This window comes from Bernardetia aquimarina, assembly GCF_042180575.1.
Classification (GTDB): domain Bacteria; phylum Bacteroidota; class Bacteroidia; order Cytophagales; family Bernardetiaceae; genus Bernardetia.
Genome location: NZ_CP170094.1, coordinates 5,724,005 through 5,742,798, shown reverse-complemented (window position 1 = coordinate 5,742,798; position 18,794 = coordinate 5,724,005). Strand labels below are relative to the sequence as shown.

Here is an 18,794-nt window from a genome sequence, read left to right as displayed (position 1 = left end):
GCGTCGACGCTTGAACCAGATATTTTAATACCCACGAAAATAATTTTTGAAAAAATAGAAAATCCGATAAAATATATTTGTATTGATTCGTCTTTGTTCTAACTCTAATTTTTCATAAAACTCCTTTGCTTCTTTTCGACGTTCTTCTTTTCTCTCTTTTTCATTGGGAATAGCAATTCCGTATTTTAAATCCATATATCTATCTACTGTATTAATTCCTATAATAATATCTTCTACAGAAAGTAAAACTTCAATTAAACTACCATCATATCTATTAACTACTAACGCTCCATTTCCTAAAAGGAAGTTCATTGATTTTCTATTAAGGAAAAATTCTTCTGTATTATATCCGTATATCCAGCCAAACTCTTTTTCTTCTCGTAACTTAGCTATCACTTTACTTTTGTGAGATTTAGTTTCTTGTTTCATGCGTTCTTCTATTATTCTATTCGCTTCCTCAATATCAATCATTTTATTTTTGTTAGTTTTAAAGAAATTGTTAGTGTTAGTCAGAAGCAAGATAAAAAAATTAAATTGAGGAAGACATTAAGTTTAAAAACATTTTTAACCAAAATAATGATAAAAAATATAATTATATTACTCGTAGTAATTCTCTGTAACATACAGTCAGTAACTGCACAAACTAAAGTAGAAAAAAAAGTAACTTCGGATAGCTTAAAGAATTATGTTCAAAATATCATCAAAGCTCATAATATGGTGGGCGTTCAAGTTGCTGTTGTTTCTTCTACTGAAACAATAAATTTGGGAGCTTTTGGACGTAAAAAATTAGATGGAGATTCTTTAGAAATTTCTGATAAAATGCACTTGGGTTCTTGTGGAAAAGCAATGACGGGATATTTAGCAGGAATTTTGGTCGAAAAGAAGATTTTAAGATGGGATTCTACATTAGAAGAAATTTTTCCAGAATTAGTACAGACAATGAATAAAAAGTTTAGAAAAGTTACGTTGAGTGACTTACTTTCTCATCAAAGTAAACTACCTCAATTTTTTACAGATGAAGAATGGAAAATACTAAGCCGTTTTACAGAAAAAAATCCTCAAAAAAGAAGATATAATTTTACAAAATGGGTGCTTTCTCAAAAACCAATACCTTTTAAAAAGGAAAATAGAAAAGCAGGCTTTAGGTATTCGAATGCAGGTTATGGTGTAGCTGCTGCAATGATAGAAAAAGCAACAAATAAAGAATGGGAGAAGTTGATGCAAGAAGAAGTTTTTTTACCTTTGCAAATGAATGTTACTTTTGGCTGGGCTGCTAGAGAAGATATACAACAACCTTGGGGACATATTTTTGATAAAGAAAAAAATATACTTATTGCTCATAATCCAAATTCTGAATATCAAGTAGATTCTATTTTGTCACCTGCTGGAAATATGAGTATGTCAGTTGTAGATTATTCAAAATTCATTCAAAAGAATTTATTAGGTTTGAATGGTTTGGACAAAGAATACAATAAAGAATTTTATGACTATTTACATTATGTCAATATCAAAAAATCTGAATATTCAATAGGTTGGTATTCGATACATCAATCAGATAAAAATAATCCTTTTGATGATATGGTAAGTACACACTCGGGAAGTGCAGATACTTTTTTTTGTATCAATTTCTTGCTTCCAAAACACAATATTGCCATCTTATTAATTGCTAATTCAGCAAATGAAGAAACACAGATAGGATTGAAGAAAATTAGAAATTATCTTTTGCGTAATTACGTAGAAATGAAATAAAAATAGCTTTTGATTTTGTTTCTACCATAGCTATCAAGTTATGGTGTAGCTCGTGGGACACCATGTCCGTCAAGCTATTAATAAATTTTGATTTTTACTCCGTTAGGAGTTTGATATTGGTAGAATTTTAATATAAAATGCTACCAATATGTAGTTCCTAACGGAACAGAATTCAATTTCGAACATCATGTAGCTACCAATATTAAGTTCCTACGGAACAAAAGGACAACTAAATTTATAACTTGACGGCTATGGTAGGGACACGAACAACGGTAGTATTTTCAATTAAAAGTAAAAAAAATACATTTTATTGTAATCATTAATTCAATTTTTAGAATAAAAAATCAACCTTACCGTTGCTTGTGTCCTCACAAGCGACACAAAAAAAAATAAAAAAATGCAAAATTATCATACACTCTTAAAAACAATTTTAGAAGAAGGAACAGACAAATCTGACCGAACAGGAACAGGAACACGCTCTATTTTTGGTTATCAAATGCGTTTCAATCTTCAAAAAGGGTTTCCATTACTAACAACTAAAAAAGTCCATTTAAAAAGTATTGTTCATGAGCTAATTTGGTTTTTGAAAGGGGATACAAATATTAAATATCTAAAAGATAATGGCGTTTCAATTTGGGATGAATGGGCAGATGAAAATGGAAATTTAGGAAGAGTTTATGGCGCACAATGGAGAGATTTTGGTGGCATAGACCAAATCAATGACCTTCTAAACTCTCTAAAAAACAACCCAGATTCTCGTCGTATGATTGTTTCAGCTTGGAATCCTGTTGATGTTCCTCAGATGGCTTTACCTCCTTGTCATACGCTTTGGCAATGTTATGTAGCTGATGGAAAACTTTCTTTACAACTTTATCAACGTAGTGCAGATGTATTTTTGGGTTTGCCGTTCAATATTGCTTCTTATGCACTTCTTACGCACATGTTGGCGCAAGTAAGTGGTTTAGAAGTAGGTGATTTGATTATGACTTTGGGAGATGCACATTTGTATAAAAATCATTTCGAACAAGCAAATCTACAACTTACAAGAGAAGAACGAGAGCTTCCAACTTTAGAACTCAATAAAGAAATAAATTCTATTTTTGACTTTAAATTTGAAGATATCATAGTCCAAAACTATAATCCACATCCTGCAATAAAAGCTCCTGTGGCTGTTTAGTTTTTTTTGGTGGTGTTAAATTAAAAGTACATGTTTTTGTTGTGGAGTAAGAATACCAACAACAATTTAACTCACAAAAAGAGCATAAATAATATAATGCTTTGTATAACACCACCTATTTTTAACGTGAACTTGGGATTACAAGCAGCCTTTTTATTTTTAAAAACTATATAAAATCACCCTACATCATATCATCCAAATCTACTTTTATATTTGTTGGTTGGTCAATAGGAGTTTTTGTTTTGCTCAAAAATACTTCTTCAATATCACAAGTAGATTCATTTCCTATTTTATCAAAATTTTCTTTTAACCAACGGTCGGCTGCTGATTTTCCGTATTTTTTGAGTTTTAGAAGGAAATTAATATCTGCATTGAGTTTTGTTTTTGAACTCAATTTTGCCATCAAACGCTCTGGGGCAATATTATGAATAAATAAATCTCTAAATTTTCCATCAATATTTATTCCTTTATCTAACATTTTTCGTACTAAGTTTATCTGACGAATATCATGTATTAAACTAGAATTAAAAGCTATTTCGTTGATTCTATCTCTAATCTCTTCTACTGTTTTTGGTACATTCGGGATGCGAATTGGGTTTATCTGAACAATCATAATATCTGAAGTACGAGTATTATCAATAAGTGGATAAAGAGGAGGATTTCCCATATAACCACCATCCCAATAGGCTTCTCCATCAATCTCAACAGCTTGAAAAATAAATGGCAGACAAGCAGAAGCCAAAACAGCATCTAAAGACATGTTTGAATTATCAAAAACTTTTGCTTGACTGGTTCTTACATTAGTAGCACAAATAAATAATTTATTATAACGAGTAACTTTTAGCTTTTCAAAATCTACCATGTCAGCCAAAATATAACGCAACGGATTGATATTTATAGGATTAAATTGGTAAGGCGAATACATCATCGTAAAAATTTCCATCATGTTGTAGATGGGTGAGAGTTTTAATGTTCCATTTCCCCACAATTTATCAAAAGCACTTGGCTGCATCATTCCAAAACTTTGAAGGTGTGCTACTCTTCTCCAAAAATCATTCAGATGTTCAATAGCTCCCAAACGTCCTCCTTTTTGCAAGCCTGCTGCCGTAATGACTGCATTCATAGCACCTGCTGAAGTTCCACAAATGCCATCGATAATAATTCGTCGGTCTTCTAAAAGGCGTTCTAAAATCCCCCATGTGTAAGCTCCATGAGAACCTCCACCTTGTAGTGCTAAATCTATTTTTTTGCGTTGCATAAACTGGTTGTATATTCTGTAACTGACCGTTGGAACGGCGAAGCCAAACTGTCGGTCACTTTATTTTTTAAAGAAAAAGATAATTCTACCAAAAGTACGTTTGACAAAGTTCCAAAAGAAATTAAATTGTCCAAAAATTGCACCGTAAAAAAGCAAAACTACTTGATAAATAGGCAAAATAAGAAGAATCCAAACAGTAGTTTTGATATACCAAGGCGTTGTTTCATCAAAACCAATGATTCCAAAAAACCAACGTTTGCCATACATAACTGTAAAACCTGTCAAAGCAAAGACAATTAGAATAACCAAAACCTGCCAAGCTGAATTTACTTGCCAACGAGTTTTGAGTTTGTCTATCCAATTTGAGTTTTGTTCTCCTTTATTACTATCCATTTTTTTCCCTCTTTTTTTCTGATAAGGTAAATTTACGCATAAATCAATTACAAAGTAAAATTTATTCTGTCCTAACAAATAGAGATTACAAACTGTTCTAAAATAAAGACTGATAATCTCGTTCTACTTTAGCAATTCTAGTTTTGAAGGCTTTATAAAATTCTGTTCGTCCTTTTTCTCTAGCTAAAGTATGTTCAGATTGAAATTTCCATTTTTTTATAGATTCCAAATCTTTCCAATACGAAACGGTTATTCCAATTTCTTCTCTAGCAGATTCAACTCCTAGAAAACCTTCTTGTTCTTTTGCTAGTTCTACCATTCGGATAGCTGTTTTTGAATATTCTTCTGTGTCTATTTCATCATTCAAAATAGATGTGAAAATAACGGCGTAGTAGGGAGTTTGTAGAGTTTGAGCTATCATAAATTATTTGGGTTGATAAAAAGCGAAGTTAATAAATATTTTTTCCTGCATCTCTAAAATTTGTAGCTTTGTCTTTACTTTTAAATCAATACTAATTATGAAAAAAATTTGTTTTTTTTTGGTGTTTTTTATTTTCTCTTGTAGTCAAGAAAACAAGGTTGATAGACAAGTAGATTTGGATTTAAAATATCCGTCATTTGAGTTATCATCAGTTGAGCAAATAAAGAATAAAATTGAAGGCAGTTGGGTAGGTAAAAAAAGTTTACTAACAAAAGATTCAGTAGAAGGACAATATTGAATTTATTATATGATTTCGAAGATAGTTTTACTATTTATGAATTTGATTTAAAAGGTGGAGAGCCAAATAAGAAGAAAGTAAATAGAGCATCACTTTATCAAATTGATGGCTACGTATTTGAGATTTATGATGTAGGTATATTTAGATTGCACTGTTTATCTGCTAAACAGCTAAAATTGAATAGTTTACTTTTTGAAAGAGTAGAAAAATAAAAATATTATCAGTTAAAATGGAACAAGAAAACGTAAAATTATTGAGAGAAAAGATTCCTATTTCACTCACAGAAGCTATTAACTTACTAAAAGATAATAATGAAAATATAGAGGCTTGTGAGAAATTTTTTCATACTACTAACATTGATGAAATCTGTGAAATAACAAAATGTGATAGAGCAAAAGCTGAGAGAATTTACAGAAAGTTTAATTTTAATAAGCAAAAGGCTATCAAAAGCATTCATAATGAACAAGTAGTAATAACGACGGATAGAAAAAGGATAGCTAAAAATTCAATAGGCTTTATTTTGTGGTTTGAAGATGAAAATGAAGAAATATATGAAACCGAAAGAAGACATGACATTTTTATACCAACTGACGACTTTGATTATATCTACAAAATTTTTGCTTCCAATTGTTTGGAAAGTTTTGATGCTACGGCAGAAAATTACTTTACTAAAAATGAATGTAACTCAATACTTGAAGATTTAGAGAAACTGAAAACTAACGAAAATCTCAACAAATTTATTGAACAGCTAATTGATTGGATGGAGAGCCACTTGGAACAAGCAACTACTCTTGTAGTGTATGGAAACTTATAACTGAAAAATGGTTACCTTTGTAGGTACAATTAATTTATAAGTTTTATTTTTCAAAATGGTCTATTCATTTACCATTCACAATTAATCATTTACAATTAAAAAGGTTATGACTATCAATCAAATTCAAGACGAAATTATAGAAGAATTTGCACTTTTTGACAACAAAAACGACCAATACGGTTATATTATAGAATTAGGAAAAAAGTTAGAAAATCTACCAAAAGAAGAATATAAAGATGAGAATTTAATCAAAGGATGTCAGTCAAAGGTATGGCTTACTGCCGAAAAGTCCGAACAGGATAATGAAATTCAAATAAAATACATTGCTGATAGTGATTCGACACTTGTAAAGGGTTTGGTAAGTCTTTTGATGCGTGTATTGTCAGAACAACCAGCAAAAGAAATTTTGTCATCAGAACTTTATTTTATTGATAAAATTGGCTTAGGTCAGCTTTTATCTATGAACCGTTCGAATGGACTGGCTTCTATGGTAAAACAAATGAAAATTTATGCGCTTGCTTATCAAGCTGTTTAAAAAATTACGAATTAGAAATTACGAATGAATCCATTTGTAAAGAATAATTTGATATTATATTTAATATAAAATGGAAAATACAGAAAAAAATATAACAGTATCGACCAGAGATAGAGTTATCAATGCCATTCAAAGCATCTATGACCCAGAAATTCCAGTTGATATTTATGAGCTAGGTTTGATTTACGAAATCAATACCGTTGAGCTTGTTCCAAATAATGCAAGTGTTCATATTTTGATGACACTTACTTCGCCAAATTGTCCGTCGGCAGAACAAATTCCTGCTGAGGTAAAAGAAAAAGTTGAGGCTGTTGTGGGAGTAAAAGAAGTAAATGTAGAACTTACTTTCGATCCTCCTTACGAAGCTGAAATGATGTCAGAAGCTGCTCGTTTGCAGCTAGGTTTTATGTAAAACAGTGAGTTGTTGGTGTCGCTACGCTAAAACACCAGCAACGGCAAAATGGTCTTCATAGTCCCTTAGGGTTTAATAAAAATTCTAATTTCAAAATTCTCAATCAATATAAATTATGTATCCAGAACATTTGACTACGCCAATGAAAGGCGAACTCGTAAATATAGGTTTTAAAGACTTGACAACTCCAGAAGCAGTAGAAACAACACTTGCAGAAGATGGAACTACACTTATGGTAATTAATTCTGTTTGTGGTTGTGCAGCAGGTGCAGCTCGTCCAGGGGTTCGTATGTCGTTAGAAAAGGCAAGTAAAAAACCAACTCAATTAGCAACTGTTTTTGCAGGTGTTGATAAAGAAGCTGTTGATAAAGTACGTGAACTTGCGCTACCTTTTCCTCCTTCTTCTCCTTCGATTGCACTTTTCAAAAATGGCGAAGTAATTCATTTTGTAGAGCGTCATCATATCGAAGGACGTTCGGCAGAAGCTATTTCTGAACATTTGAAAGCTGTTTTTGAGGAATATTGTTAATTAGTTGCTAACTATTTAAAATGCCTATCTCAATTCTTGTATTGAAATAGGCATTTTTCTGTGAGTCAACTCTTTAAAATGAAAATTTGTATTCGTAATTCGTAATTTTTAATTCGTAATTCGTAATTCTTCAAAGTATTCCTCCATTATTTCCACTCCAGAAGAAGTTCCGATTCGTTCTGCACCAGCTTTTACAAAACCTTGTACTTGCTGATAAGTTTTGATTCCTCCAGATGCTTTTATTCCTACCATTTCCGAAACAGTATTTCTTATCAATTTTACATCTTCTAATTTCGCACCTGCATAAAAATCATTATTTTTTGAAGAAGAAAATCCTGCACTTGCAAATCCAGTAGAAGTTTTGACAAAATCTGCTCCTGCTTCTTCACAAATTAAAGCTGTTTGTTTGATTTCTTTTTCTGATAAATAAGCCGTTTCTATAATTACTTTTAGCATTTTTTCGGTTTGATGTGCCAAATCTGCCAATCTAACAATTTCTACTTTTGCCCAAAATGGATTTGTTTTGAATCCTGTCATTGAGATTACTAAATCTAATTCGTCTGCTCCATCTTTTAATGCTACTTCTGCCTCTCTTACTTTTGTTTCAGTACGATTATATCCCAACGGAAAACCAATTACAGTAACTACTTTTGTATCTGTTTTGAGCAAATCTCGTTTTACTTTTTTGACCCAAAAAGGAGGGACACAAACGCCCATAAATTTATATTTTAGAGCTTGTTCTATTAATTTTTCAATGTCATTTCCATCAAGAGTAGGTTTGAGATTGGTTTGTTCTAGGTATTGTGCTGGGTTCATTTTTGATTTATTAGAGTTGTAAAAGAAGGATAAAATATTTTTTTGAATGATTCAAAATTAAGAAAGAAAATTTGAAACAAATAAATATGAATGTAGAAATAATTATTCTAGTAAAATCCAAAATTCTAATCCCAACAGACAAATAAAATGATTTAGCTCAACAAAAATGCTATAATTTACGTTTTTAAAACTAAATTCTTTAATTTTATACTTATATTCAAATCAATCAAACCAATTAATCACTAACTATATGGCTTTCGGATTTTTTAAAAAGAAGAAAAAAGAAGAAGATAACACTCCTCATTACGACCCAAATCACATTCGAATTACAGATATTCGTGTTGGTTTTTTCTTAGAATATGATGCAAAAACGTGGGAAGTAGCCGAAGAATATGAATACGACTGGGGTGATAACGAATTTTCATATTCTTATTTATTGCGTAGTTCAGACGATGAAATTTATTTGAGTTTAGAAAATGAAGGTGAATTAGAAATCGCAGTAACTAATAAAATTCGTCTAGTGAAATTAGGAGAAGATTTGGATGACCAAATTGCAAAAAATGAACGCCCTCCAAAAACAATTACCTACGAAGGTGTAAAATACTATCGTGATAATGAAAGCCCAGGTTATTATAGAAATACAGCCACAACAGAACGTGAAAAGTCTATTGAAATGATTACTTGGGATTATTACGATGATGATGAAGAAAAAGCTATTTTTATAGAACAATTTGGAGAAAGAGAATTTGAAGCATACATTGGCGAATATGCAGACGAATATGAATTTTCTAATATTCTACCTTCAAGCGAACCTCCTACTATTTTATAACTTTTTAGTTTATCAAAATTCAAACTAACATTTACCAAAATTTATCTCATATTATTTTAAATTAATACAATCAAAAATGAAAATTCAATATCTTCAAACTATTTTAATTGCCTGTGCAGTTGTTTTTTCGGCTGCTTTCTTAACTTCTTGTGGAAGTTCTGAAAAAGTTGTCAAAGACCCTGTCGATAATTATACTCGTGACTTGGGTAAATACAAAACCTATTCAGTCATTTTGCATGACATGGATTTAGAGGAAAATACATTCAGCAGTGATATTCACAAACATCAATACAAATTCATTTTGCCTGCAAAAGATACAACAGGTGGAAAAATAGTACGTGATTCGCTCTCTAGCTGGGTTACTGTTTCAGAAGAAACCTTCAATAAAAACCTAGATAACATGGGAATGGAACTATTATCCAAAAATGAAGATGGTAAAGTTTCAAAAATCCCTTCTCCAGCAGGTTATAATAATTATGTAGGAAACAAGCGTTATGGTTCGTGGCAAACAAACAGTAGTGGAAATAGCTTTTGGGCATTTTATGGACAATATGCTTTTATGAGTAGTATGTTTGGAATGATGAATAATCGTCCAATTTATCGAAATTCTTATAATGACTATAATCGCAATTATAGAGGTTCAAGACCTTATTATGGCACAACAACAGGAGGAAAACGTGCGTATGGAACAGGCTCAGCTACTTCACAAGCAATGAACTCAAAGAGTAAATTCAAATCAAATGTAGCTAGTAAAGTAGGTCGTAGTAGCTCGGGTTCTTATACTCGCTCTAGTAGTTCATCTTCTCGTTCTAGCAGAAGTAGTGGTTCGTCTTCTCGTTCTCGTTCGTCTTCTAGTGGTGGAAAATAAATCATTTCTTTAGATTTTTTATAACTTAATCCTTTTCTAAATTTAAAATAAATTAGAAAGGGATTTTTTTTAATGTGTATATTTGTACTTCAAAATCAGCCAAAAATATAAAAGAAAAAAGTACAATATTCAATGAATGACTCAGAAATAACAGTAATAGAAAATAGAAACTCTTCTTTACCTTCTTCTCCTAGTACGACAAAAGAAATGGGGATTTTAGACCATTTGGAAGAATTGCGTTGGCATGTTATTCGTGCTGTTTTGGCTATTTTGGTTTTTACGGCAGTTGCTTTTGTAGCTAAAGATATTGTTTTTGGTAAAATAATCTTAGGTCCTTCTAAAAGTAATTTTTTGACGTATCAATTTTTTTGTCAGTTGTCTAGTCTTACTTGTATCGATAATTTGCCTTTTATTCTACAAAATCGTGTCATGACTGGGCAGTTTACGATGCATATTGCTGCTTCAATAGCCTTTGGTTTTATGTGTGCTTTTCCGTATGTTTTTTGGGAAATTTGGCGTTTTGTTGCTCCTGCTTTGTACAATGACGAGCGTAATGTAGCACGAGGAGCAACTTTTTTTGTATCACTTTTATTTGCTATTGGTGTCTTTTTTGGTTATTTTTTGATTACTCCTTTGTCTATTAATTTTCTGTCTAACTATCAAGTTGATTCTACTATTCTCAATGAAATTGATATTTCTTCCTATGTAACAACAGTAGCAATGCTTACTTTGGGTTGTGGACTTATGTTTCAACTTCCTATTGTAGTATTTTTTCTCTCTCAAGTCGGAATTGTTACCCCTGAACTCATGAAAGCCTATCGCAAGCATTCGATTGTGGTAATTTTGTTTATTTCTGCTCTTATTACACCTCCAGATGTTATTAGCCAGTGTTTAATAGGAATTCCAATTTGGATTTTATATGAAATGAGTATTCTAATTTCGGCTTCTATTCAAAAGAAAAGAAATTTAGCCATTGCAAAAGCAGAAAAATTAAGACAGACAGAATAAAAACATTTTATTTTGTTTAACTAAAACAAAGAAAACTCAACAAAACTCAAACTATATCTACACAAATCTGTTATCTGACTGACTATCAAATTTTAAGGTTTTAATTACATACATCATAGCGTAATTATACAACCAAGAAATGGTCATTTTTTAAACTCTCTCAGATAATTCATGGTAGATTCAATTCCATTTTTACGAATTCCAAAAAAATTACCTCCTGAAAAGCACCGAGATTTTGCAATTCTTACGATTGTCGGAATACTTGGCTTTTCAGCACATCTAATTTTTTTGATATGCTTTTTAATTTTTGGTGTTTATTCTTTAGCTTACTTTAATGTAGCTAGTTGTTTTGTTTTTGCTGTTATTTTTATGGCAAATAGAAAAATTGATTCAAATGCTTCTATATTATTAACAGTTGCTATTGGGGAAATTATTCTTCACGCTATTTTTTCAGTTGTAATTATTGGCTGGGAATCTAACTTTCATTATTACTTGTTTTTGGCAATGATGACATCATTTCTGACAGGTCGTTTTGGCAAAAAATCTTATGTTACCAATGGAATTGCTTTTTTATCTTATTTAGGGCTTTATTTTTATACTTCTTATCTTCCTCCTTTACAAGAAGTTTCTGAAATAGGACTCTTTACATTTGGAATCATGAACTTGATAAGTTCAGGGATAATGGTTGTTACTATTACAGCCTATTTCAACTATGTAGCAGGAGAATCTGCAAAAAAATATATTGCTTCTAATACAGAACTCTCCCAACATACAGAAGAACTAAAAACACAATCTGAAAAACTAAGTAAAGCAAATACACATACAATGGATAGCATAAAGTATGCTTTACGTATTCAAGAGGCAATGTTACCTTCCTCAAAAGAACTAACAACAATTTTCGGAGTTGCAAATTATATGGTGTTTTATAGTCCAAAAGACATTATTTCAGGTGATTTTTATTGGTGTAAAGAAATACAAAATAAAAAAATAATTGTAGTAGGAGATTGTACAGGACACGGAGTACCAGGGGCAATGCTAACTATGATAGGAGAAAGTCTTTTGAATACTATTATAGAAAAAGGAATTGTACAACCTGCTCTGATTTTAGATGCTTTACAAAGTTATTTTTCTGAATTATTTATTAGTAGAGAAGATGTCAGAGATGGAATGGATATTTCAATTTGTACGATTGATAATGAAGAAAATAAAGTCTTATTTGCAGGAGCAAGAAATGTTCTTACCTACATTCAAAACGATAAAATTAGTGTTATAAAGGGAGATAGAATGAGTATTGGACAAACATTTACGAAAAAATTTGCAGCTAGAGACTTTACCAATCATAAAATAGATGTTCCCGTTCCCACAACTTTTTATATGTATTCAGACGGCTATCAAGACCAATTTGGAGGAAAGAATGATACAAAATTTTATAGTAAAAATCTAAGAAACCTTCTTTTAGAAATTCATCAGCAGCCTATGAGAAAACAACGTCTTATTTTGAAAAGAACACTTTTTAAATGGAGAAACCTCAAAAAACAAACTGATGATGTTACGGTAATTGGTTTTAAAATTAATCCGAATGAATCTTTAGAAAACACAAGAAGTATAGAAGAAGAAATATTTGAAACTCAATATACAAATGATGAACTAAATAATAAAGTAATACAAAAACAGTTAGAAATAGACAGTAAAAATTAAAAAAATAAGCAAAAAATTAAATAGAATTTTCCCAAACTCACTATTTTGCCCATTTTTATTTTATTGTTTTTTTGGTATTACCTTTAAGGAAATAAAGGTCAGTATCGTTTAGAACAGACAGAAAACATGAAAAGACTATTAATTAATTTTCTTAATGTTTTTTTACTTTGAAGAAATTGTGTATTTTTAGGTTACTATTATCCTATACTAAAAACGTACTAATTTTCTTGCAAGTTTATGCACTTTTTTTCCCTTCAAAAAAAGGATTGTAGATTATTCTTCTATTTCAATAATCTAGCTCATTTTCCTAGTCTTTTTCTAGCTCATTTTTTCTTTACACTTACTTTTATAGCCTGTTTTTGGGTATCTTCGTTTTCTTATGCTCAAAATGTCCGTTTTTCGGCTATTACTACGGCAGAAGGTCTTTCTCAAAATACAATTACAGCTCTCATACAAGACAAACAAGGTTTCTTATGGATAGGAACACCCGATGGTTTGCACCGTTATGATGGTTATGTATTAATGGATTACAAAAATTTACCAAATGATTCTACTTCAATAATTGATAATTCTATCACTTCATTAGTAGAAGACAAAAAAGGAGATATTTGGGTAGGAACACAAAAAGGAATTAGTAAATGGATTCGAAGTAAAAATATATTTGAACAAGTTAAATTCCAACAAACAGGAGCAATCCCACATACAGAAATACATAATTTATTTAAAGATAATAAAGATAATATTTGGGTAGGTAGTAAAGAAGGATTAAGTTTTTATAAGGATAATAAGAATGAATGGGTACATTTTGCTTCAAATAATCAAAAATTGACTCTCTTAAAAGATTTATCTATTTCTGTAGTTACACAAGACTCAAAAGGAACTATTTGGGTTGCTTCGGATTCTTTAGGGCTTTATAGAATAACACTCGCACAAACCAACGAACAGGTAAAGCATTTTGATACAAAAAATGGGCTTTTAGATATGCATATTACCTCACTAGCTTCTGACCCAATAGCCAATGTTCTGTGGATAGGAACAAAAAAAGGATTGCAAGCTCTTCACTTAGAACAACTTACCAATCAAGAAGTCGGAAAAAATATTGAAGAGGACACTAAAATATTTACTTCTTTTTTAAATAAATCAAACGATGAAAACTCCATTAGTGAGAATCACATTACAGGACTTTTAGTAGATAAAAGTGGCGATCTTTGGGTAGGAACAGCTTCACAAGGACTTAATAAATACCTCAACTCAAAAGCAGGGTTTATTCGTTATCAAAAAGATATATACAACCCATTTAGTTTGAGTGACAATCTAGGAATAAAAGTATTGTTTCAAGACCGTACAGGTGTTTTTTGGTTTGGAACAGCACAAGGAGGACTAAATAAATATGACCCAGAAAAAATCAAGTTTGGGTTGTATCGTTCTGTAAATGATATTCGTAAAAATGGAATTCAAGATAATAATATTACGTGTTTTTATAAAGATGATGAAGGAAAAACATGGATAGGAACAAAAAAAGCAGGTATTTTTAGATATAACCCAAATATCGCAAATGGTTGGTTTACTCAATATTCTCGTTATTCACACGGAATGCCTAGTGATGATGTAACAGGAATTACACAAGACTTGTATGGAACAACTTGGTGTAGCACTAGAGATAGAGGAGTAGGACGCTTTTCTTATAAAAATGGAAATCTAACAATTATTCAGTATAAAAAACATTGGGAAGGATTGCCTTCTAGTAGAATATCAAAACTTTTTACAGACAAAAAAGGCGAAATTTGGGTACTTACTTTTGAAGGTGATTTGTGTAAATACAATCGTTCTTTAAATGATTTTGAAGTGAAAGTAGAAGGAGAACCTTCTCTAACAGACAATGAAATTATGCTTTCTGCAAAATCTACTGATAAAAATACAATTTGGGTAGGTACTCCAACAGGAGCATATTTATATGATGTAGCAACTGAAACAATTATTTTAGATAAACGAAAAGAACTCAAAGTATGGGTAAGTGCTATCGAAGAAGTAGGTGATAGTAGTGTTTGGTTTAGTTCTAGCAAAGGTTTGATTCGTTATTTGCCCAAAAATGATTCCTTAGCTTATTTTTCTAGGAAAGATGGTTTGCCTACTGATATGATTTATTCAGTCATTTTGGGAGAAGATAATAACCTTTGGCTTTCTACAAATAAAGGAGTTTCACGCTTTTCTTTACAAACTTTAAAAGCAAAATCGTATGATGAAACCAATGGTTTGCAAGGACAAGATTTTTTGGCAGGTTCGTATTATGAAAGTGAAAAAGGAGAGATATTTTTTGGAGGAAAAGATGGTTACAATGCCTTTTTTCCTACTGAAATAAAAGATGACCCACAACCTCCTCAACTTGTTTTTACAGAAATAGAAATTTTTTCTAAATCACTTCCTTTTATAGATTTTATTACTAGAGTTGAAAATCCATTGGATAGTTATATCCTTACGGCTGACAGTCTTACCTTAGATTATGAAAAAACAGGTTTTTCTTTAGAATTTGCAGCACTTCATTTTTCAGACCCCAAAAAGAATATGTATGCTTACAAAATGGAAGGTTTAGATGATGAGTGGACGTATGTAAATTCGGGACGTAGATTTGTAAATTATCCAACTTTGCCGTATGGAAATTATGTCTTTCGTATAAAAGCTGCCAATTCTGACGAAGTTTGGAACGAAGAAGGAATTGCACTTTATATCAACGTTTCGACTCCTGTTTGGGAGCGTCTTTGGTTTAGAATACTAGGCGTTTTTATGATTGTAGGAATTATTTCTACTTTCTATATAGCTAGGATTCGAAGAAGTAAAAATCAACAAGCCTTATTAGAATTACAAGTCAAAGAACGTACAAAAGAACTTCAAGAAAAAAATAAAAACATGACGGATAGTTTGCGTTATGCCGAAACTATTCAAAAAGCTATTTTACCAACAGAAACAGATTTGAAAGAGCATTTGCCTGAGGTATTTACTGTCTATGAACCTTTAGATATTGTTTCTGGAGATTTTTATTGGTTCAAACCTTTGGGCGATATTGTCTATATTGCTGTGGCAGATTGTACAGGACACGGTGTACCAGGGGCATTTATGTCTATGATTGGAAGTTCACTTTTGAGTGATATGGTACAACAAAATCGAACATTAAAGCCATGTGAAACCTTAGAATTATTAAATCAAAAAATCAGAACTTCCCTTTCACAGCAAGACAACCGAAATAGTGACGGAATGGATATTTGTTTTTGTAAAATTAATCTCAAAACTCATCAAGTTTGGTTTTCAGGTGCAAAACGTCCTCTTTATATCACTAAAAAAGATGGTGCATTCAAAGAAATAAAAGGCGATAGAAAATCAATAGGAGGAAGAGAACGAGAAAAAGACAACGCAAAAGAATTTACCACTACCGAAATTCAGCTTGAAAGTGGAGATATGATTTATCTTACTTCTGATGGATATGCAGACCAGCCTAACTCACAAGGCAAAAAAATTGGTAGTCTTCAATTACAACATGTATTTAAAAATATTGGCTCTCTACCAGCACAAAAACAGAAGCAAGAACTTACTGATATGCTCAATGTGCATCAAGGAAATACCAAGCAACGTGATGATATTGCTATCATGGGAGTGAGAGTCTAAAGTTAAAAATCACTAATATAACTGTATAGGGTTTTCTTATAAAAAAAGAAAAATGCCGTTGTTGGTATTTTAGCGACAACTACAAATATTTAAAAGAATGAATGAAGAAATTTGATTTTTTATAGATAAAAATCAATCTTTTCAGTCAGAATTTCGATTAATTCCTCGTCCATAAACTCATATTCATCTGGAATATTCAAAACTTTAATTGTTGGAATTTCTAAGTGAGAGTAGATTTTTTTTATTTTTTGTTTGTGGTTATTTTCCATTACCAAAATCAAATCTGCCCATTCAATATCCTTTTCTGTAATTTTTCGATTACTTTTCGGACTTACACCAACAGAACGAATATCAAAACGTTCGTCATTTTTGAAGATAAATTCAGCCGTTCTGCTACGTTTTTTATTTTTACCACAGACAACTAAAAATTTTGCTCTTTCTTTCATTCGTATTTATTTGTATTTTGAAATTTAAAAAAAATCCATTTTTAACTTAAAATCATTTTTTTATGAAAAAATTATTAGAAATGAACTGTCCTTATTGTAAGGAAACTGTCTTGCCAAGTTTTTCAGATGTTTCTTATAGTTATCCTTCACATGGAGGAGATTATGAATGGAAAGAAACAGGAGGAAAAGCAACTTGCCCCACTTGCAACAAAATATCAGAAGTTAGAGTTCAAATTGATTTAGAAACAGGAAAAATTTGGGAACTTGTAAAAGTTTATCCACCAAAAAACAAATAAATAATGGTTCTTTGACAATTTTTGCACCTACTCGTTTTCGTGTATCATTTGATATTTTGAGAATTGTAGGGAAAAGACACGTCTTTTCCTACCCAGTAGGAAATTTTATAGCCCAAATTAAACTATAAACGGCTATTTTAGGAAAAGGCGTGCCTTTTCCCTACAAATAAAAATCACTAGATATGACAAAATGAATGACATTCAAATATCTCATAATTAGAACAAAGTGCAAAAATTGTCAGAGAACCTAAATAATCTGTGCATAACAAATTAATTATGCTGTTCTATCATTAGATTATTGATAGCATTTTTATCAAGTATATTAAACTACTTCAATATTCAAAAAAATACTCGTCCATTTTTCGGTTGTGTTACAAATTTGATTTTCAGAACTTTGACTAAAATCAATAAAAGACTAATTCAACTTTATGCAAATCACAGAACCCAATCAAATTGCAACTTATTACAAAGCCTTAGTAGAAAAAGATGAAAGCTTTATAGGAATTTTCTTTGTAGGTGTAAAGACAACTTCTATTTTTTGTATTGCCAACTGCCGAGCAAGAAAACCAAAGTTAGAAAATGTAATCTTTTATACCACTTTCAAAGAAGCCTTGAGTGAAGGTTTTCGTCCTTGTAAAATCTGCAAGCCTACTCAAAATGCAAATCAAGCTCCTAAAGAAGTAGAAAAAGCAATTCAGTTAGTCAAAAAAAATCCAAAAGAAAAAATAAGTGATTATTGTTTGAAAGAAAATGATATTAGTGCAAAAGTAGTTCGTAATTGGTTCAAAAAAAATTATGGAATGACTTTTCACGCCTATCAACGCATGTACAGAATAAATACAGCTTTTCAAGAATTACAAAATGGAAAACAAACCACCGAAACTGCTTTTGAAATTGGTTATGAATCATTAAGTGGTTTTGGTTATACCTTCAAAAAAATTATGGGAAATTCTCCAAAAGAAAGTAAAAAAAATAGCATAAATAAAAACGAAAAGAATACAGAAAAAGCAACCGTTTTGATAAGCAGACTCACAACCCCTTTGGGAGCAATGTTTGTTTGTGCGACCGAAAACGGAATTTGTTTATTAGAGTTTGCAGACAGAAAAATGTTAGAAACGGAATTTGCAGACATTCAAAAACGCCTAAATGCTGTTATCTTAACAGGAGAAAACAAACACATTCTTCAAGCAAAAAAAGAACTAGAAGAATATTTTGAAGGTAAACGAACTGTTTTTGAAGTAAATTTAGAACCCATCGGAACAGATTTTCAAAAAACAGTTTGGGAGGGGTTACATCACATTGAATACGGAAAAACTCGTTCCTATCAGCAGCAATCTGAACATTTAGGAAATCCAAAGGCGATTCGTGCTGTTGCTTCAGCAAATGGAATGAATAAAATATCAATTATTATTCCTTGTCATCGTGTAATCGGTAAAGATGGAAAACTAACAGGTTATGGAGGTGGGTTAGAACGCAAAAAATGGCTTTTGATGCACGAAAATAAATACAATCCAAATAAAGAAGGAAATGAAAAGGAATTACGTTTGTTTTGATTAAAAAATCAAATTGTATATTTTAAAATATATTTTT

General features: G+C 31.1%; 21 protein-coding genes. 15 read left to right on the top strand and 6 right to left on the bottom strand.

What is annotated here, in order from left to right; genetic code table 11:
* Positions 1–24: 24 nt before the first annotated feature.
* Positions 25–471, bottom strand: a complete 447-nt coding sequence (locus ACE193_RS24675) for a YrhB domain-containing protein (RefSeq protein WP_375560853.1) — start codon at positions 469–471, stop codon at positions 25–27.
* A 105-nt stretch (positions 472–576) separates the two neighbouring features.
* Between ACE193_RS24675 and ACE193_RS24670 the strand changes: the two genes are divergently transcribed.
* Together ACE193_RS24670 and ACE193_RS24665 are read left to right on the top strand one after the other, a co-directional pair.
* Positions 577–1,749: a serine hydrolase domain-containing protein gene (locus ACE193_RS24670; protein WP_375560852.1), complete on the top strand. Its 1,173-nt coding sequence runs from the start codon at positions 577–579 to the stop codon at positions 1,747–1,749.
* A gap of 397 nt (positions 1,750–2,146) precedes the next feature.
* Positions 2,147–2,926 (top strand): thymidylate synthase, encoded by a 780-nt coding sequence (locus tag ACE193_RS24665; protein WP_375560851.1) that lies wholly within the window; start codon positions 2,147–2,149, stop codon positions 2,924–2,926.
* A 181-nt stretch (positions 2,927–3,107) separates the two neighbouring features.
* Here ACE193_RS24665 and ACE193_RS24660 read toward each other — a convergent pair whose 3' ends face one another.
* From ACE193_RS24660 to ACE193_RS24650, 3 genes are all read right to left on the bottom strand, one after another.
* Positions 3,108–4,184 carry a patatin-like phospholipase family protein gene (locus ACE193_RS24660; protein WP_375560850.1) on the bottom strand — a complete coding sequence of 359 codons (1,077 nt, stop codon included), beginning with the start codon at positions 4,182–4,184 and terminating at the stop codon, positions 3,108–3,110.
* Between the two features lie 60 nt (positions 4,185–4,244).
* Complete coding sequence (locus ACE193_RS24655) at positions 4,245–4,577, bottom strand: DUF6787 family protein (protein WP_375560849.1); 333 nt, start codon at positions 4,575–4,577, stop codon at positions 4,245–4,247.
* A gap of 97 nt (positions 4,578–4,674) precedes the next feature.
* Positions 4,675–4,998 (bottom strand): antibiotic biosynthesis monooxygenase family protein, encoded by a 324-nt coding sequence (locus ACE193_RS24650; RefSeq protein ID WP_375560848.1) that lies wholly within the window; start codon positions 4,996–4,998, stop codon positions 4,675–4,677.
* Between the two features lie 97 nt (positions 4,999–5,095).
* Between ACE193_RS24650 and ACE193_RS24645 the strand changes: the two genes are divergently transcribed.
* From ACE193_RS24645 to ACE193_RS24620, 6 genes are all read left to right on the top strand, one after another.
* The gene (locus ACE193_RS24645; RefSeq protein ID WP_375560847.1) at positions 5,096–5,296 is read left to right on the top strand and encodes a hypothetical protein; all 201 of its coding nucleotides are present in this window, start codon (positions 5,096–5,098) and stop codon (positions 5,294–5,296) included.
* On the top strand, positions 5,293–5,508 hold the full coding sequence (locus tag ACE193_RS24640; RefSeq protein WP_375560846.1) for a hypothetical protein: 216 nt from the start codon (positions 5,293–5,295) through the stop codon (positions 5,506–5,508). The genes ACE193_RS24645 and ACE193_RS24640 overlap by 4 nt, the downstream gene beginning before the upstream one ends.
* Before the next feature lie 17 nt (positions 5,509–5,525).
* The gene (locus ACE193_RS24635; protein ID WP_375560845.1) at positions 5,526–6,110 is read left to right on the top strand and encodes a hypothetical protein; all 585 of its coding nucleotides are present in this window, start codon (positions 5,526–5,528) and stop codon (positions 6,108–6,110) included.
* A gap of 106 nt (positions 6,111–6,216) precedes the next feature.
* Positions 6,217–6,645, top strand: a complete 429-nt coding sequence (locus tag ACE193_RS24630; protein ID WP_375560844.1) for a SufE family protein — start codon at positions 6,217–6,219, stop codon at positions 6,643–6,645.
* 70 nt (positions 6,646–6,715) lie between these two features.
* Positions 6,716–7,057 (top strand): iron-sulfur cluster assembly protein, encoded by a 342-nt coding sequence (locus ACE193_RS24625; RefSeq protein WP_375560843.1) that lies wholly within the window; start codon positions 6,716–6,718, stop codon positions 7,055–7,057.
* Between the two features lie 115 nt (positions 7,058–7,172).
* The gene (locus tag ACE193_RS24620) at positions 7,173–7,586 is read left to right on the top strand and encodes a BrxA/BrxB family bacilliredoxin (RefSeq protein ID WP_375560842.1); all 414 of its coding nucleotides are present in this window, start codon (positions 7,173–7,175) and stop codon (positions 7,584–7,586) included.
* Between the two features lie 108 nt (positions 7,587–7,694).
* Here ACE193_RS24620 and deoC read toward each other — a convergent pair whose 3' ends face one another.
* On the bottom strand, positions 7,695–8,402 hold the full coding sequence (deoC, locus tag ACE193_RS24615) for a deoxyribose-phosphate aldolase (protein WP_375560841.1): 708 nt from the start codon (positions 8,400–8,402) through the stop codon (positions 7,695–7,697).
* A gap of 250 nt (positions 8,403–8,652) precedes the next feature.
* Here deoC and ACE193_RS24610 point away from each other — a divergent pair, with 250 nt between their 5' ends.
* The 5 genes from ACE193_RS24610 (at position 8,653) to ACE193_RS24590 (ending at position 16,462) form a co-directional block, all read left to right on the top strand.
* On the top strand, positions 8,653–9,231 hold the full coding sequence (locus tag ACE193_RS24610; RefSeq protein WP_375560840.1) for a DUF4178 domain-containing protein: 579 nt from the start codon (positions 8,653–8,655) through the stop codon (positions 9,229–9,231).
* 76 nt (positions 9,232–9,307) lie between these two features.
* A complete protein-coding gene (locus ACE193_RS24605) occupies positions 9,308–10,099 on the top strand; it encodes a hypothetical protein (RefSeq protein ID WP_375560839.1) in 792 nt (263 codons plus the stop codon).
* 132 nt (positions 10,100–10,231) lie between these two features.
* Entirely contained in the window at positions 10,232–11,107 is an 876-nt protein-coding gene (tatC, locus tag ACE193_RS24600; RefSeq protein ID WP_375560838.1) for a twin-arginine translocase subunit TatC, read from the top strand.
* A gap of 171 nt (positions 11,108–11,278) precedes the next feature.
* Complete coding sequence (locus ACE193_RS24595; protein ID WP_375560837.1) at positions 11,279–12,805, top strand: PP2C family protein-serine/threonine phosphatase; 1,527 nt, start codon at positions 11,279–11,281, stop codon at positions 12,803–12,805.
* 237 nt (positions 12,806–13,042) lie between these two features.
* Complete coding sequence (locus ACE193_RS24590) at positions 13,043–16,462, top strand: two-component regulator propeller domain-containing protein (RefSeq protein ID WP_375560836.1); 3,420 nt, start codon at positions 13,043–13,045, stop codon at positions 16,460–16,462.
* A 119-nt stretch (positions 16,463–16,581) separates the two neighbouring features.
* Here ACE193_RS24590 and ACE193_RS24585 read toward each other — a convergent pair whose 3' ends face one another.
* Positions 16,582–16,908 (bottom strand): low molecular weight protein tyrosine phosphatase family protein, encoded by a 327-nt coding sequence (locus tag ACE193_RS24585; RefSeq protein ID WP_375560835.1) that lies wholly within the window; start codon positions 16,906–16,908, stop codon positions 16,582–16,584.
* Positions 16,909–16,970: 62 nt separating this feature from the next.
* Here ACE193_RS24585 and ACE193_RS24580 point away from each other — a divergent pair, with 62 nt between their 5' ends.
* Positions 16,971–17,204 (top strand): hypothetical protein, encoded by a 234-nt coding sequence (locus ACE193_RS24580; RefSeq protein ID WP_375560834.1) that lies wholly within the window; start codon positions 16,971–16,973, stop codon positions 17,202–17,204.
* Between the two features lie 428 nt (positions 17,205–17,632).
* The gene (locus tag ACE193_RS24575; protein ID WP_375560833.1) at positions 17,633–18,757 is read left to right on the top strand and encodes a bifunctional transcriptional activator/DNA repair enzyme AdaA; all 1,125 of its coding nucleotides are present in this window, start codon (positions 17,633–17,635) and stop codon (positions 18,755–18,757) included.
* Positions 18,758–18,794 lie beyond the last annotated feature (37 nt).